Genomic DNA, 14,835 nt, shown 5'->3' on the forward strand with positions numbered 1-14,835 from the left:
CCGTCCGCGCGGACGGGTCGAAGGGGGTGCGGCTCTCCCGCCACCGACCGGAGGAGTCCGGGCTCACCGTGTACCCGCGGTTGACGAAGGCGTAGTCGTCGTAGATCCCGGCGTCGATGTGGCGGCCGCCGTCGGTGGAGCGGCGCAACTGCAGCCCCGCGCCGGTGAGCTGGTCCCAGGCGATCTCGGTCGTCAACTCGTAGGCGGTGCCGGTGTGCTCCAGCACCCGCTGTCCGTCGACCTCCAGGTCGCCGAGGTTCACCGTGCGGGAGACATGGGCGTCGAGGGCCGCGACGGGCTGGGAGGCGAGGTAGTACGTACCGCCCGCGGCGCGCTTGAGGGTGATCTCGCGGACGATGGAGTCGGTGCCGTTGAAGCCGTCGCAGTCGATGGTGGGCGTGGTGTTGGCGTAGTCCCAGTGGTTCAGCCAGCCGATCGCGTAGCGCGCGGCCGGGTCGAGGGTGCCGTTCGCGTCCCGCTTCTCGAAGGTGACGGCCGCGTACCAGTCCCAGCCGTGGTCGAGCCACTGCGGGTCGGAGGCATCGGCCGTGAAGGTGGTGCCGTCGAAGGTGCCGGTCCAGTACGCGTAGGTGCTCGGCAGCCCGGACGCCTTGCCGTTGGCGCTCACGCCCAGCACCCACTTCCGGGTGCCGTCCTCGGCCGTGATCCGGAACAGGTCGGGGCACTCCAGGACGCCGATGCCGTCCTTGATGAATCCGCTGACGTACGTCCACGACTTCAGGTCGGCGGAGTGGTAGAAGCCCACCTTGTTGTTCTCGGCGAGCGTCATCACCCACCGGCCGCGCTCCTCGTCACGGATCACCTTGGGGTCGCGGAAGTCCCGGACCCCGGGGTTGGGCAGGACCGGGGCGGTGCCGTGGTGGGTGAACGTACGGCCGCCGTCCGTGGAGTAGAACAGGTACTGCGCCTGGGTGTTGGCGTTGTCGTCGGGTGACATGGTCGCCAGGACGATCACCGCTCCCGCGCCGAAGCCTGCCGTGTTGTCCGTGTCGACGACCGCGGAACCGGACCAGACATCGCCGTTGGGAGTGGTGTCCTTCGGCACGGCGATGCCGCGGTCGGTGAAGGACACCAGGTCGGTGCTGGTGGCCAGGCGCCACGCGGTGCCGGCGGTCGTACCGCCGGTCAGGTAGTCCGGGTTGTAGAGGTAGTAGTAGTGGTACTCGCCGTCGATCCAGACCGGGCGCTGCGGGTCGTTCTTCCACTGGTCGGGCACGGTGAAGTGGTACGCGGCGCGGTAACTCCCGCATGACGCCCTGCCCTTGGACTTCGCTGCCGCCGGTCTCGCAGCGACAGGCCGTAACGCGCCGGCCGCGCCCACGGCCGAGGCGACGAACAGCGACCTCCTGGATATGCCCGGTGTCCAAAGCATGGTGCGGCTCCTTCCCTGACTTCGTCGTCAGGACTGCGGCTCGGTGGTTCGGAAGCGTAGACCTAACTCGTTAAAGGTCAACCCTGGCGCGCGCCTTGACAGTGCCACTACAGGGTTCTCATCATCGGGAAGTCACTTCGACTAACACGAGTTAGGCTCAACACCGATGACCGACTCGCTCATCTCCCGCCGCGGCCTCATGCGGTACGGGGCGTACGGCGCCGCGGCCGCGGCCCTCGGCGGCGTCGCCGCCGGCTGGGACCGCCTCACCGGCGCCGACATCCCCGGCCGGAACGACGGCTCCCTCGTCGTCGCCACCCTCGGCCCCGCCTACGGACCGGAGGCCGTACGCACGCTCACCGAGGGATTCCGGAAGCAGCACCCCGACATCAAGCTCCGCATCAACGCGGTACAGGCCGTCGACTGGTCCGACTTCTTCGCGAAGATCCTCACCCAGATCGCGGCGGGCACCGCCCCCGACCTCGTCTACGTCGCCACCGAGGGCGTCCAGCTGTTCGCGCAGCGCCTCGGGGTCCCGCTGGACCGCTGGGTGAAGCGGGACGCCGAGGAGCTGCGCGAGTACTTCGCCGACGTCCATCCCTCGCTGGTCGAGTCGATGATGTACGAGGGGAGCCTCTACCAGCTGCCGGTCGAGTTCAACGCGGCCGACATGTATCTCAACAACCAGGTGCTGAAGCGGGCGGGCGCGAGCTTCCCGGCGCCCGACTGGACCCGCGACGACTTCACCGCGCTGCTGCGGGACATGAAGAAGTCGGGCGGCTCCCGGTTCACGCCGTACTTCTGGACCAACCGGCTGTGGGGCGGCGTGGTGCCCTGGCTGTTCGCGAACGGCACCAATCTGCTCGCCGAGTCCAAGGCGCCCGGCGGCGCCTGGCTGTGGGACTCCTTCTATCCGGCCGCCGACCGGCGCGGGCGCGGGGGCGGTTTTCGGTGGACGACCCCGCAGGCCACCGACGCCCGGGTGGAGGAGGCGTACGACTATCTCGCCTCCCTCATCCAGGAGGACCTGTGCACCCGCCCCGAGGGCGGCAACGGCCAGAACCTCGTCGGCGTCTTCTCCACCGGCCGGGTCGGCGTCACGCCCGCGGGCGGCTTCTGGGCGGGCGGTCTGAGTCTCGCGGGTATGAAGGCCACGGACTACGACGTGCAGTACTTCCCGCGCTGGCGCACCCAGCGCATGCAGTTCGGCGCCGCCGGCTACGCGCTGCTGCGCACCTCGAAGAAGCAGGACGAGGCCTGGGAGTTCATCAAGTACGCCGCCCGCAGGGACACCCTGATGCGGCTGTTCAGGACCAACCAGACCACCCCGGCCCGCCGCTCGATGCTGGGCCCCGACCGCTACCGGGAGACCGGCCCGGACCACTGGCAGGTCTTCTACGACACCCTCGACAAGTTCCCCGACACCGGTCCGATCCCCGCGCCGCCGCAGGTCGCCGAGGTCGAGCAGGTGCTGCTCAAGCACACCGGCACCGCCCTGGCCTCCCGCGGCGCGGTGCGCCCCGCGCTGCGCCGGATGCAGGGTGACCTGGAGAAGGCCATGGAGCGTGCGGTATGACGACAAACACGCAGGCGAACACGGAGGGGAACACTCAGGTCCCGGCCGCACGGCAGCGGCCGGCTCCACCGCCCGCCGACAACTCGCGGCCCGCGGCCCGCACCCGCTCCACCCGGCTGCTCGCCACGCTGTTCCTGGCGCCCACGATCGTCGGCATCGTGATCTTCACGGTCGTACCGATCGTCGGCTCGGTCGTCCTCAGCCTCTTCCACTGGAACGTGATCGACGACCCGAGCTTCGCAGGGACCGCCAACTACCGTGAGGTCTTCGCCGATTCGACGGTGCTGGTCTCCTTCCGCAACACCCTCGTGTTCATGGCGCTCGCGGTCGCGCTCCAGCTGCTCATCGCGCTGGCGCTGGCGCTGGCCGTGAACGGGCGGATGCCCATGTGGCTGCGCTCGGTGTTCCGGTCGGCGTTCTTCTTCCCGCTGGTGCTGTCCGCCGCGTCGATCTCGGTGGTGATGAAGTACCTCTTCAACCAGGACTTCGGCGTGGTGAACTGGCTGCTGGGCCTGATCGGGATCGCCCCGGTGCCGTGGCTGACGTCGGAGAACGGGGCGATGGCCGCGGTGATCCTGGTCTACGTCTGGCAGCAGTTCGGCTTCTCGTTCCTGCTGTTCGTCGGCGGTCTGAACAACATCCCCAAGGAGATCCACGAGGCCGCCTCGCTCGACGGCGCGACCGGGCTGCGCAAGCACCTCGCCGTCACACTGCCGCTGCTGTCGCCCACGCTGCTGGTCGCGTCGGTGGTCGGCATCATCAACGCGCTCCAGGTCTTCGAGCAGCCGTACGTGCTCACCAACGGCGGGCCCGGCGACTCGACCCGCACCGTCGTGATGGTCATCTACGAGACCGCGTTCGAGCAGCTCCGGTTCGGCCCGGCGTCCGCGGTGGGCGTGCTGCTGTTCGTACTGATCATGGCGGTCACCGCCCTCCAGTTCCGGCTCAGCCGGCGTTTCGTCCACTACCAGTGAGCCGGGTGAGTCCCATGAGCCAAGCGACCATGAGCCGACCGACCCCGAGCCGACCGACCCCGAGCCAAGCCCCCATGAACCTGAGCCGCGCGCGGCACTCGCTCGCGCCCTGGGCCCGGATCGCCGGGCTGGCGGTGTGCGCGCTGCTCACCCTGGGCCCGGTCATCTGGACCGTCTCCACCTCGCTGCGCACCCCGGCCGAGTCCTTCGACCTGCCGCCGAAGATCATCCCCACCCACCCGACGACGGAGTCCTACCGCGGGGTCTTCGACCAGATCGACGTATGGCTGGTCGCCCTCAACTCGACGCTGGTGACCGCGCTGATCGCGGTGGGCCAGATGATCACGGCTGGCCTGGCGGGGTACGCGTTCGCGCGTCTCGAATTCCGCTTCAAGAAGCCGCTGTTCGGCCTGGTGCTGGCGACCATGATGGTGCCGCTCCAGGTCACCATCGTGCCGGTGTTCCTGGTGCTGAAGTCGATGGGCCTGACCGACACCCTCCTCGGCCTGATCATTCCGGCCTTCCCGACCGCCTTCGGGACCTTCCTGATGCGGCAGTACTTCCTGGGCATGCCGAAGGACCTGGGCGAGGCCGCGATGCTGGACGGCTGCGGCCCATGGCGGATCTTCCGCTCGGTGTACGCCCCGCTGGCCGCTCCCGGACTCGCGATCGTCGGCGTGCTGGCCTTCAACTACCACTGGAACGAGTTCTTCCGGCCGCTGATCCTCGAGACCTCCGGCCAGAACTACACCCTGCCGCTGGGCCTGGTCTCGCTCCAGGGCAACCTCGGCACCGGCTCCATCTCGGTGGTGCTCGCCGGTGTCGTCCTCTCCATGATCCCCGCCGTCGCCGTGTTCGTCGTCGGCCAGCGCCCCCTTCGCGAGGGCATCACGTCCGCAGGAGTCAACCGTTGAGCCCTGCCGCTCACTCCCCCGATCCGCACGCCCCGCGCTTCAGGGTCCGCCCGCCCGCGGGGTGGATCAACGACCCGAACGGCCCCTTCCGCTGGCGCGGCCGCCACCACCTCTTCTACCAGCACAACCCCGACGCCCCAATCCACGCCAACGTCCACTGGGGCCATGTCTCCAGCCCCGACCTGGTCCGCTGGGAGCACCATCCGATCGCGCTCGCCCCGACGCCCGGCGGCCCGGACGAGGCGGGCTGCTGGTCCGGGTGCGTGGTCGACGACGACGGCGTGCCCACGGCCGTCTACACCGGCGTCGACCGCCACCACACCGGGCTCGGCACGATCTGCCTGGCACGGGCCGCCGACCCGGACGACGACGCGCTGGCTGAGTGGAAGCCGCTGCCCACACCGGTGGTGACCGGGCCGCCCACCGGCCTGGACGTGGTGATGTTCCGCGACCCGTTCGTCTTCCGGTGCGGCGGACGGCGTTGGGCGCTGGTCGGCGCGGGACACGCCGACGGGACACCGTCGGTGCTGCTCTACGACTGCGAGGACCTGGCCGACTGGCGGTTCGCCGGTGTGCTTGTGGACGGCGCGGACCCCGTCGCGGCGGAGGCGTTCGGCGACCAGGGCGACCGGGCGGTCGGCTGGGAGTGCCCGCAGCTGTACGCGACGGCGGGCGGGGACTGGGTGCTGGTGGTGTCGCTGTGGGACGGAGACCCGTGCTCCACCGCGTACCTGACGGGCCGACTGCGTACGGACGGCCGGGACCCGGGCGCGCTGCGCTTCGAGGCGCGCACCGGCGGGCGGCTCGACCACGGGCGGGACTTCTACGCGCCCGCCGTCCTCCAGGAGGCGGACCGGGCCCTGATGTGGGGCTGGTCCTGGGAGGCCCGTGAGCGCGGCGAGGTGGAGCGCGCCGGGTGGGCCGGCGTTCTCACCGCGCCGAGGGTGGTGGACGTACACCCGGACGGCGCGCTGCGGGTCGTACCGGCTCCGGAGCTCGAACTGCTCCGCGCGGATGAACCGTTCGTCACTGAACCGTCCGTCACCGCGCCGTCCGTCACCGCGCCGTCCGTCACCGCGCCGGGCGGGACCGTACCGAGCCGGACCGTACCGGGCCGGGTTCCCCTCCCGGAGGCGTACGACCTGACGGTCACTGCCCGCGGCCTGACGACGGTGAGTCTGCTGCGGTCGGCCTCGGGTGGGCAGCTGACGGTGCGGCTGGACCCGGAGCGGGGCACCGTGACGCTGGACCGCGGTGACTGGCCCCGGAGGCCCGGCACCGGCCCCCGGGGGTCGGCGCCGATCGTGGTGCGGGCGCCGGGGAGGGAGGTGCGCGTGCTCGTCGACGGTTCGCTGTTCGAGCTGTTCGTCGACGACCGGGCCACGGTCACCGAGCGCGTCTACCGGCGCCCGGACGATGTGCGCGAACTCGTCGTGACGGGTGCCGTGGCCGCCGTCACCGGGTGGGAGCTGGTCCCACCGACGCTCGGCTGATCACCGGGCCGGCCAGGCGCCGGGTGGTGGCCAGCGGTGTCCGCCCGGTGTCGATGGCCTCCAGCACCAGCCGGGCGGCGGCCTCGCCCATCGCCCGGTGCGGCAGCGCGACCGTGGTGAGGGGCGGGGCCAGGAACTCGGCCATGTGCTCCTGGTCGTCGTAGCCGACCACCGACAGATCGCCCGGAACGGCGATCCCCAGCCGGGTCGCGGCGTGCAGGACGCCCGCCGCGACCCGGTCGTTGTAGCAGAAGACGCCGGTGGGACGCCGGTCCGCGGGGACCCCGTCCAGCATCCGCATCGCGCCCTCGTACCCGCCGGAGATCTCGCCGCCGGTCCGCAGCACCCACTCCTTGGGGACGAGGATCCCCTTGACCCGTACGGCGTCACGGAAGCCGCGCAGCCGCTCGACCGACGCGATGTCGTCCTGGCCGCCGACCATGGCGAGCCTGCGGTGCCCCTCGTCCAGCAGCAGCCGGGCCGCCGTACGGCCTCCCGCGCGCTCGGCGGGGATGACGGCCGGCAGGGAGTCGTCCTCGGCCAGACAGTTGGCGAGGACGGAGCACGTGCGGTGCAGGCCCTCGGGGACGCGGACCCGGCGCAGCGACATGGCCGCGTAGATGATGCCGTCCACCCGCCGGTCCAGGAGCTCGGCGACCGCCGCGTCCTCCTTGGCCCGATCGCCACCGGAGTCGACGGTGAGGATGAGATGCCCGCTGTCCCAGGCGGTCTCCATGGCCCCGCGCAGCAGCCGTCCTGCGAACGGCGACGAGGCGATCTCGTCCGTGACCAGCCCGATCACCGCGGTGCGGCGGCGCCGCAGACCGCGCGCGACGGGGTCGGGGCGGTAGCCGAGCCGGGCGGCGGCCTGGCGGATGCGCTCCTGGGTGGCGGCCGACAGGTTCCCTTCGGCCCGGTCGTTGAACACAAAGGAGACGGCGGTGTGGGACACCCCGGCGAGCCGGGCGACATCCCGCGACGTCGGTCGCCCGAGCTTGTCGGCGGTTCCGCCGTGTCCGCCCTCGCCCGTGCCCATGAGCTCCAGCCTATCCGTCGGCGTTCCGCGCCGAGGAACCCAGGCGGGCGGCGGCCCGTTACGCATGAGGGTGACCAGAAACCGCGTTGAAGCTGATGCGTCACGTGCACAGAGTTCAGTGAGTAGTTCGGTGAGTAGTTCGGTCGGCTTACTGATGCCGCCGGACTCCGCCCCACCCTTCACGGAGGCCCGGAACCATGACCTGGAACCACCCCCAGCCGTCCCGGCGCACCGTCCTCGGAGGTGCGGCCGTCGCCGCGCTCGCGGCGGCGACGGCCGGTGTCGGCGCGGCACACGCAGCCTCTTCCGCGGCCCCGGCCGCGTGGCCGAGCGAGTTCCCGCTCCCCGACGGTTTCCTGCCCGAGGGGATCACGATCGGCCGCAGGCCGTACGCCTATATGGGCTCGCGCGCCAACGGCGCGGTCTACCGCACCGATTTGCGCACCGGAGAGGGACGCGTCATCCATGCGGGTGCCCCGGGCACGGTGGCCGTCGGGCTCAAGCTGGACGAGGACGGCCTGCTCTACATCTCGGGAGGCGGCGGAGGGTCGGCGCGGGTCGTCGACTCCCGCACAGGCGAGCTGGTGGCCACCTATCAACTGACCGACTCCACTGGTCACTTCATCAACGACGTCATCCTGCTCGGCGACCGCGCCTGGTTCACCGACTCGCGCGACGCCGTCCTCTACGGCGTACCGCGTGGCCGGAAGGGGGTGGTCCGCCGCCTGCCGCTGACCGGCGACTGGGTGCAGACGCCCAACGTCAACAACGCCAACGGCATCGTCGGCACGCCGGACGGCCGTGGGCTGATCGTCGTCAGCAGTTCGCCCGGCAGGCTCTACCACGTGGACCTGGCCGGCGGTCACGCCACCGAGATCGCGCTGGTCGGCGCCGCCGACGTCGCGAACGGCGACGGTCTCCTCCGTATCGGCCGCACGCTGTACGTGGTGCAGAACCGGCTCAACCTCATCAGCGTCTTCGACCTCGACACCAAGGCCCCCTCCGCGACCTTGCGCCGCACGGTCACCGACCCCCGCTTCGACGTCCCCACCACCGCCGCCCGCTGGGGCGACCGCCTCTACCTCGTCAACGCCCGCTTCACCTCCCCCCAGACCCCGGACACGACCTTCACCGGCGTCGCCGTCCCTGTGTGACGCAGGAGAGGCCGGTTACCAGGCGCGGGCGGCGTGCCGGAGGCGGTCGCGGACCCGGGTGACGTTCGGGTTGGCGTCGGCGCCCGGTCGCTGCACGAGGAAGAGGGTGTTCAGCGGCGGTACGTCCGGGTCGTGGAGCAGCGCGAGGGCGCCCGAGGCGAGATGTTCATGGCACAGCGACCGAGGCAGCACGCTGTAACCGGCGCCTGCGGTGACCGCCGACACGACGGCGTGCAGATTCGGCACGGTGAGCGCGGCGCGGGCGGAGAGCTGCTTGCCGAAGACGGTGCGCCAGTAGCGGCGGGCGATGGGCAGGTCCTCCGCGTACGTGACCAGGGGCACGTCCCGCAGCGCGGCGCAGGGGTCGTCGGCCGCCGGGTGCTCCTGGACGCGCCGCGCCCAGTCGCGGGCCGCGACCAGCACATACTCCTCGTCCGCCAGCGGGACCGAGGTCAGCCCGCGGCCACGGGGCCGCCTGGTCGCGATGACGAGGTCGTGCCGTCCCGTGCGCAGGTCCTCCAGCAGCGGATCGGTCAGCCCTTGTGTGACGCGCAGCTGCACCCCCTCGGCGACGAGCGGGGCGAGCGCGGGCAGGACCCGGGTGCACAGCAGCTCCGACGGACCGGCGAGGTGTACGGGGGAGGCGGCCCCGGTGAGCATGCCGCTGCCTCCGTCGAGGGAGGCGAGCGCGTCCAGCGGGCCCGAGACCCGGCCGGCCAGCTCGTGGGCGAAGGGCGTGGGCTCCACGCCCCGCGGGAGCCGGGTGAACAGCTCGCGTCCCGTCTGCTGTTCCAGCGTGCGGATCTGGGCGGTCACGGTCGGCTGGGAGAGGCCGAGCAGGGGCGCCGCGGCGGTGAATGAACCGGACCGGTAGACGGCCAGAAACGTACGCAGCAGGTTCAGGTCGGCGGGGGACGGGATCTGCCTGCCGTCGGTGTCCTCCTCGCCGCCGCTGAGCACGCGATTCTTCATGCCGCTCTTCATGCCGCCCAGGGTAGCTCGCCTTCATATCGGAGACCTGATGGCAGAAATCGAATCTCCTATTGGTTTCCCGATGGCAGGCGGGCTTAGCGTCAAAGGCGTACACACCTGTGAAAGGACTGAAAGGCCCCCCAACCCCCATGACCACCCAGAACGCGATCAACTGGCCCGAGCGCTACCTGCCCGGCACCGGCGACAACTTCGTCTCCAACGAGGTGATCGCCAAGGGCCTGAGCGCCGCCGACGTCTGGCCGTTCCTCGTCGACACCTCGACGTGGGAGTCGTACTACGACAACGTCGCCGACATCAGCTTCCCCCAAGGCGGCGGCCCCGAGCTGAGGGCCGACATCCACTTCCGCTTCGGCACCTTCGGCTTCCCGCCCCTGGACGCGCACGTCGTCGAGTTCCAGGGGCCCGCAGCGGGTGTCCCGGGCCGCCTGTCGTGGACCGCCAGGCAGGGCGGCTCCCCCGAGGAACAGCTCGATGTCCTGCACGCCTGGCTGGTGGAGGACCTGCCCGGCGGTCGGGTCCGCATCCTCACCCAGGAGACACAGATCGGCCGGCCGGCCGCGGCGCTGGCCGGTCAGCGGCCGAACCCGATGCTCAACGGCCACCAGGCCTGGCTGGACGGACTCGTAGGCGCCGCCGAGAAGACCCGCGCTTAGAGGGCCTCGCCTCTGATGGTCAGGACTGGTCAGGGCTGGTCAGGACTCCCAGTGGGCGAGCGCGTGCAGCGCGGCGGCGGTCCGGGTGAACCCCTGATCGCCGAGCAGACCCCGCAACTCGCCGTTGAACCGCTCGATTTCCGGCTGGGCGGCCCGGAGGGCGGCGGCCCCGCCGTCGGTCAGCTCCAGTACCACGGCGCGGTGCTCGCGCGGGTGCGGCCGCCTGGCGACGAGGTCGGCCTTGGCGAGCCGTACGACGAGCGCGGTGACGCCGGACTCGCGCAGTCCCAGGGCGTGCGCGAGCTCCCGCTGGGTGATGCCCGGCTGATCGCGTACGGCGAACAGCGCGCCGAGCTGCGCCGTGGTGACCCCGGCGGCGGCCAGACAGCGCCGGTCCGCGACCGTACGCAGCCGATGCGCCGCCCGCTGCAGCAGAAAGAACAGGCGCTGGTCGGATGCGGGCTGAGCCTCAGACATAGGGCCGATCTTGACAGACGCGAGAGCCGCGCGGCAGGGTCACTTCACCAGTGAAGTGAGGTGGCATGGACGAGATTCTGGACTTGTCGGTCGCGCAGAAGATGCTGGCCGCCCAGCCCTTCAGCAACCTGCTCGGCGCCCGCCTGATCGCCTTCGGCGAGGGCGCGGCAACCCTCGAACTGGACATCCGCGACGACCTGCGCCAGCAGCACGGCTTCCTGCACGGCGGCGTACTCGGCTACGCCGCGGACAACGCCCTGACCTTCGCCGCCGGCTCGGTGGCCGGCGCCCGGCTGCTCACCGCCGGGTTCACCATCGACTATCTGCGCCCCGCCGCTGGAACGCTCCTGCGGGCCGAGGCACGGGTCGTACGGGCCGGCCGCACCCGCGTCGTATGCCGCTGCGACCTGTCCACCGTGGACGGCGGGGGCACGGCGACCCTGTGCGCGGTGGCGCAGGGCACGATCGCGGTGATGGCGGCCGCCGAAGCGCCGAACGGGAGCTGACCCGAACCGTGTTGTTGGCCAGGGGGGCGGGCCTCGGCGGACCCGCCCCTGGCACGATCGGCCGCATGCACGATCAGAGGCATGTTCATGATGCGTCCGTCCCGACGGGCCACGGCCCTCGTCTGCTGCGGACACTGCGGAGCTTGCCCCCGCGGGCCTTCGACCTCGGCCTCGCGCTGCTGGTGCAACTGGCCGTCACCATGCCGTTCGTCGTCCCCCGGGGCCCCGGACTGCCGCCCGCGACCTGGTCCGCCTACGCGCTGACGACCCTGGCCGTGCTGCCGCTGGTGTGGCGGAGGAGGGCGCCGCTCACCGTGCTCGTCGCCGTCTGCCTCGCGCAGTTCTGCTACGAGCTGACCCTCGACGGTCCCGGCCAGCCCCTGCCGTACGCCGGGCTGGCGGCCGCCTACACCGTGGCCGCCCTCTCCCCGACGCGTACGCGCATCGCCATGATGGCGCTGGCGGTGCTGCTGATCCCGGTCGGCGTGGCGCTCAACACGGGCGAGGTCCGGGAGCTGCTGTTCAGCCTGATCGTCTTCTTCGGCGCCTGCACCCTCGGCACCCTCACCCGCACCCGCCAGGCCTATGCGGCGGCCGCCGAGCGCAGGGCGGCCGAGCAGGCGGTGGTCCGCGAACGGGCCAGGATCGCCCGGGAGATGCATGACGTCCTCTCCCACTCCGTCGCCCTGATGGTGGTGCAGGCCGAGGCCGGCCCGGTCGCGGTACGCACCGCCCCCGACCGGGCCGAGGCGGCCTTCGACGCGATCTCGGAGACCGGCCGGGATGCGATGGTCCAGCTGCGGCGGATGCTGGGGGTGCTGCGCGAGGACGCCACGGACCCACGGGGTCCGCAGCCCACCGTCACCGAACTGCCCGCGCTGCTCGACCGCGTGTCGGACAGCGGGCTCACGGTCTCGTGCGACACCACCGGCCGGGTCAGACCCCTGCCCCCGGACACCGAGGCCACCGTCTACCGTGTGGTGCAGGAGGCCCTGACCAACGTCGTCAAGCACGCCGCCGCCGACCGGGTGGCGGTCCGGCTCGACTACGGCCGTGAGAAGCTCGGCATCACCGTCACCGACGATGGCCGTGGGCCGGGCGTCGGCGGCTCCGCGGGATCCCGTTCTCCCGGTCATGGTCACGGCCTGATCGGCATCCGGGAGCGTGCGGCCGCACACGGCGGCATCGCCCGTACCGGGCCCGGGCCGGGCGGCAGAGGGTTCGAGGTCTTCGTGAGTCTCGGGGTGGGGAAATGACGATCCGTGTGGTGGTGGCCGACGACCAGGAACTGGTCCGCAGCGGCTTTGTGATGATCCTCGACGCCCAGCCGGACATGGAGGTCGTCGCCGAGGCCGGGGACGGCGCGGCGGCGATCGAGGCCGTACGCCGCCACTCCCCGGACGTGGCGTTGCTCGACATCCGCATGCCCGGGACGGACGGCATCGAAGCGACCGGAACCATCTGCCAGGAGACCGACTGCCGGGTGATCATGCTGACCACCTTCGACTCCGACGAGTATGTCCATGACGCCCTGCACGCCGGGGCGAGCGGTTTTCTGCTCAAGGACGTCCGCCGTGACGACCTGGTCCACGCGGTCCGGGTGGTGACCGCGGGCGACTCGCTCCTGGCGCCCTCGGTGGCCCGGCGCCTGGTCGCGGACTTCGTACGGCGCCCCCGGGAGACCGCCGCGCCGCGCTCCGACAGGCTGGCGGTGCTCACCGCGCGGGAGCGGGAAACCCTCCAGTTGCTCGGCAGGGGCCTGTCCAACGCGGAGATCGCCGCGGAGCTCGTGGTCAGCGAGCACACCGTCAAGACGCATGTGAGCAATGTGCTGACCAAACTCGGCCTTCGCGACCGGATCCAGGCGGTCATCTGCGCGTATGAGACGGGCCTGGTCACCGTGGAGTGACCGACTCCCTCACGCGAGGGAGCGCCGATCCGCCCAAGATCGGTCGCTCCGGCGATCCGTCCGAAGCGCGTGATCACCAGGATGGGGTCATTCCCGATACCGACCCCCTTCCTGGAGCACACCGATGAGGATCCGCCCCCGCACCGCCCTGACCGCCGCCGCCGTCGCCCTGGCCATCGCCGCGGGCTCCGCCGCCGCTGTACCGGCCCTGGCACACCCGGCACCGACCGCCTCGGCGTCCACAGCCGCGGCGTCGACTCTGGACACCGCGGCCCTGCAGCGCACGATCGCCGACCTCCCGGCAGACGACGCCACCGCCGCGATCATCCGGGTCGGCGGCAGAGCCGGAAGCTGGCAGGGCGCCGCCGGCGTCCGCGACCTCACATCGGGGCAGCCGGTACTCGCCGATGGACGCTTCCGCGCGGGCAGCGTGACCAAGGTCCTCACCGCCGCCGTCGTCCTGCAGCTCGTCGCCGAGCACAAGGTCGCCCTGAACCGCCCCGTCCAGCGCTATCTCCCCGGTCTGCTTCCCGCCGACTACCCGCCGATCACCGTCGCCCAGCTGCTCAACCACACCAGCGGACTGCGAACCGCCGACGGTCCCGGCGACCCCTTCGAGGCCCAGTACGCACACCGCTTCGACACCACGACCCCACAGCAGCTGATCGCCTCCGCCACCGCCCACCCGCTGGAGTTCACCCCCGGTCGCAAGCAGCACTACCTCAACATCAACTACACCGTGCTGGGCCTGCTCATCGAGAAGGTGACCGGGGACTCCTACGAGCGCCAGGTTCAGCGGCGCATCCTGACCCCCCTCGGCATGCGCGACACCTCCTACCCCGGCACCGACCCGCACATCCCCGGGCCGCACAACCTCGGATACCAGCGCACCTCCACCGGACTCGTAGACGTCACCGACTGGAACCTCTCCGCGAGCTGGGCGGCAGGCGACGTCATCAGCACCGCCGCCGACCTGGAGCGCTTCACCGTGGCGCTGTTCAGCGGCCGAGTTGTCCCCAAGGCCCAGCTCCGCCACATGCTGGAGGTCCCCAAGGGCATCACCATGTACGACAGCACCGACCCCGCCTCGTACACCATGGGCCTCACCCGTGGGGTGCTCTCCGACGGCACCGTCTTCTACGGCAAGACCGGCGAACGCTACGGCTACGCCACGGGGATGGGAGCCACCCTGGACGCCCACGGCAGGATCGACCGCACCCTGGTCTTCGTGGTCAACTCCACCGACGCCAAGTCGTTCTCCGGCAACCCCCGCAAACTGCCGATCGTCCTGGCCGCGCTGCAGGACTCCTGACCCGGCGCCCGCCGAGGTCGCAGCGCTGCTACGGCTCGCCCCCTGACGATGCCCGACTTCCAGGTGTTCAATGAAACCAGGGAGAGCGACGGATCACGCCGTTCCCGGTGATGAGAGCACTTAGACCGGTCCGCTTTTCCAGAAGAAGGCGATCTCGATGAACATCGCACACGGAGAGGTCCTCGGCGCGGTGGTCCGAGCAGTGGAGGCCGCGAACCGTACCCCGGAATTCTTCACCTGGTATGCCATCGTGCTCGCGGTCCTGCTCGTGGCAACGGTGGTCACGCTCCGGCATAGGTGACGTGTGCAGGACGAGCATGGTGAGCGGCACAGCGAGGTCCGCACCGGTTCCTGAGCGGTCGATTCCGGTGCGGACAGAGAACGAAGCGCCTTCCGACGCCGTATCCGCAGTCGGGGCCGGCAACCGCCCCCGCCCCGCCGCAGC

Annotated in this window: 15 protein-coding genes; 11 read left to right on the plus strand and 4 right to left on the minus strand. The window is 71.2% G+C overall.

The features are described 5' to 3' along the window. The coding region (locus CCN51_RS34690; RefSeq protein ID WP_107426137.1) for a glycoside hydrolase family 32 protein at nt 1-1,393 on the minus strand (1,393 nt) is incomplete at its 3' end. A gap of 166 nt (nt 1,394-1,559) precedes the next feature. Here CCN51_RS34690 and CCN51_RS34695 point away from each other — a divergent pair. The 4 genes from CCN51_RS34695 (at nt 1,560) to CCN51_RS34710 (ending at nt 6,350) form a co-directional block, all read left to right on the plus strand. Continuing rightward, nucleotides 1,560-2,969, plus strand: coding sequence for an extracellular solute-binding protein (locus tag CCN51_RS34695; protein WP_014177755.1), 1,410 nt, complete (start codon nt 1,560-1,562; stop codon nt 2,967-2,969). Further along, nucleotides 2,966-3,943 (plus strand): carbohydrate ABC transporter permease, encoded by a 978-nt coding sequence (locus CCN51_RS34700; RefSeq protein WP_014177754.1) that lies wholly within the window; start codon nt 2,966-2,968, stop codon nt 3,941-3,943. The genes CCN51_RS34695 and CCN51_RS34700 overlap by 4 nt, the downstream gene beginning before the upstream one ends. 74 nt (nt 3,944-4,017) lie before the next feature. After that, nucleotides 4,018-4,857: a carbohydrate ABC transporter permease gene (locus CCN51_RS34705; RefSeq protein ID WP_014177753.1), complete on the plus strand. Its 840-nt coding sequence runs from the start codon at nt 4,018-4,020 to the stop codon at nt 4,855-4,857. Then, the gene (locus CCN51_RS34710; RefSeq protein WP_086860502.1) at nt 4,854-6,350 is read left to right on the plus strand and encodes a glycoside hydrolase family 32 protein; all 1,497 of its coding nucleotides are present in this window, start codon (nt 4,854-4,856) and stop codon (nt 6,348-6,350) included. The genes CCN51_RS34705 and CCN51_RS34710 overlap by 4 nt, the downstream gene beginning before the upstream one ends. Here CCN51_RS34710 and CCN51_RS34715 read toward each other — a convergent pair. Then, entirely contained in the window at nt 6,313-7,386 is a 1,074-nt protein-coding gene (locus tag CCN51_RS34715) for a LacI family DNA-binding transcriptional regulator (RefSeq protein WP_014177751.1), read from the minus strand. The genes CCN51_RS34710 and CCN51_RS34715 overlap by 38 nt on opposite strands. Before the next feature lie 197 nt (nt 7,387-7,583). On the opposite strand from CCN51_RS34715, the gene CCN51_RS34720 reads away from it, so the two are divergent. Further along, the gene (locus CCN51_RS34720) at nt 7,584-8,540 is read left to right on the plus strand and encodes an SMP-30/gluconolactonase/LRE family protein (RefSeq protein ID WP_014177750.1); all 957 of its coding nucleotides are present in this window, start codon (nt 7,584-7,586) and stop codon (nt 8,538-8,540) included. 15 nt (nt 8,541-8,555) lie between these two features. Here the strand turns inward: CCN51_RS34720 and CCN51_RS34725 are convergent, their stop codons facing one another. After that, nucleotides 8,556-9,512, minus strand: a complete 957-nt coding sequence (locus CCN51_RS34725) for a LysR family transcriptional regulator (RefSeq protein WP_055413969.1) — start codon at nt 9,510-9,512, stop codon at nt 8,556-8,558. 149 nt (nt 9,513-9,661) lie between these two features. On the opposite strand from CCN51_RS34725, the gene CCN51_RS34730 reads away from it, so the two are divergent. After that, nucleotides 9,662-10,186 (plus strand): SRPBCC family protein, encoded by a 525-nt coding sequence (locus tag CCN51_RS34730; RefSeq protein ID WP_014177748.1) that lies wholly within the window; start codon nt 9,662-9,664, stop codon nt 10,184-10,186. Nucleotides 10,187-10,225: 39 nt separating this feature from the next. On the opposite strand, the gene CCN51_RS34735 is transcribed toward CCN51_RS34730, so the two are convergent. Next, nucleotides 10,226-10,663, minus strand: a complete 438-nt coding sequence (locus CCN51_RS34735; protein WP_014177747.1) for a MarR family winged helix-turn-helix transcriptional regulator — start codon at nt 10,661-10,663, stop codon at nt 10,226-10,228. 65 nt (nt 10,664-10,728) lie between these two features. Between CCN51_RS34735 and CCN51_RS34740 the strand changes: the two genes are divergently transcribed. From CCN51_RS34740 to CCN51_RS55240, 5 genes are all read left to right on the plus strand, one after another. Beyond that, a complete protein-coding gene (locus tag CCN51_RS34740; RefSeq protein WP_014177746.1) occupies nt 10,729-11,169 on the plus strand; it encodes a PaaI family thioesterase in 441 nt (146 codons plus the stop codon). Nucleotides 11,170-11,312: 143 nt separating this feature from the next. Next, the gene (locus CCN51_RS34745; RefSeq protein ID WP_014177745.1) at nt 11,313-12,425 is read left to right on the plus strand and encodes a sensor histidine kinase; all 1,113 of its coding nucleotides are present in this window, start codon (nt 11,313-11,315) and stop codon (nt 12,423-12,425) included. Continuing rightward, nucleotides 12,422-13,078, plus strand: coding sequence for a response regulator (locus tag CCN51_RS34750; protein WP_014177744.1), 657 nt, complete (start codon nt 12,422-12,424; stop codon nt 13,076-13,078). The genes CCN51_RS34745 and CCN51_RS34750 overlap by 4 nt, the downstream gene beginning before the upstream one ends. 124 nt (nt 13,079-13,202) lie before the next feature. Further along, on the plus strand, nt 13,203-14,390 hold the full coding sequence (locus tag CCN51_RS34755; protein WP_014177743.1) for a serine hydrolase domain-containing protein: 1,188 nt from the start codon (nt 13,203-13,205) through the stop codon (nt 14,388-14,390). 157 nt (nt 14,391-14,547) lie between these two features. Then, nucleotides 14,548-14,691: a hypothetical protein gene (locus tag CCN51_RS55240; RefSeq protein ID WP_014177742.1), complete on the plus strand. Its 144-nt coding sequence runs from the start codon at nt 14,548-14,550 to the stop codon at nt 14,689-14,691. The last annotated feature ends 144 nt before the right edge of the window (nt 14,692-14,835 follow it).

The organism is Streptomyces milbemycinicus (assembly GCF_002154605.1).
Lineage (GTDB): Bacteria > Actinomycetota > Actinomycetes > Streptomycetales > Streptomycetaceae > Streptomyces > Streptomyces milbemycinicus.

Bases quoted from the DNA above. Each gene is read 5' to 3' on its own strand.
- CCN51_RS34695 (WP_014177755.1), top strand. From the start codon at position 1,560: ATGACCGACTCGCTCATCTCCCGCCGCGGCCTCATGCGGTACGGGGCG.
- CCN51_RS34700 (WP_014177754.1), top strand. From the start codon at position 2,966: ATGACGACAAACACGCAGGCGAACACGGAGGGGAACACTCAGGTCCCG.
- CCN51_RS34705 (WP_014177753.1), top strand. From the start codon at position 4,018: ATGAACCTGAGCCGCGCGCGGCACTCGCTCGCGCCCTGGGCCCGGATC.
- CCN51_RS34715 (WP_014177751.1), bottom strand. From the start codon at position 7,386: ATGGGCACGGGCGAGGGCGGACACGGCGGAACCGCCGACAAGCTCGGG.
- CCN51_RS34720 (WP_014177750.1), top strand. From the start codon at position 7,584: ATGACCTGGAACCACCCCCAGCCGTCCCGGCGCACCGTCCTCGGAGGT.
- CCN51_RS34725 (WP_055413969.1), bottom strand. From the start codon at position 9,512: ATGAAGAATCGCGTGCTCAGCGGCGGCGAGGAGGACACCGACGGCAGG.
- CCN51_RS34730 (WP_014177748.1), top strand. From the start codon at position 9,662: ATGACCACCCAGAACGCGATCAACTGGCCCGAGCGCTACCTGCCCGGC.
- CCN51_RS34735 (WP_014177747.1), bottom strand. From the start codon at position 10,663: ATGTCTGAGGCTCAGCCCGCATCCGACCAGCGCCTGTTCTTTCTGCTG.
- CCN51_RS34740 (WP_014177746.1), top strand. From the start codon at position 10,729: ATGGACGAGATTCTGGACTTGTCGGTCGCGCAGAAGATGCTGGCCGCC.
- CCN51_RS34750 (WP_014177744.1), top strand. From the start codon at position 12,422: ATGACGATCCGTGTGGTGGTGGCCGACGACCAGGAACTGGTCCGCAGC.
- CCN51_RS34755 (WP_014177743.1), top strand. From the start codon at position 13,203: ATGAGGATCCGCCCCCGCACCGCCCTGACCGCCGCCGCCGTCGCCCTG.
- CCN51_RS55240 (WP_014177742.1), top strand. From the start codon at position 14,548: ATGAACATCGCACACGGAGAGGTCCTCGGCGCGGTGGTCCGAGCAGTG.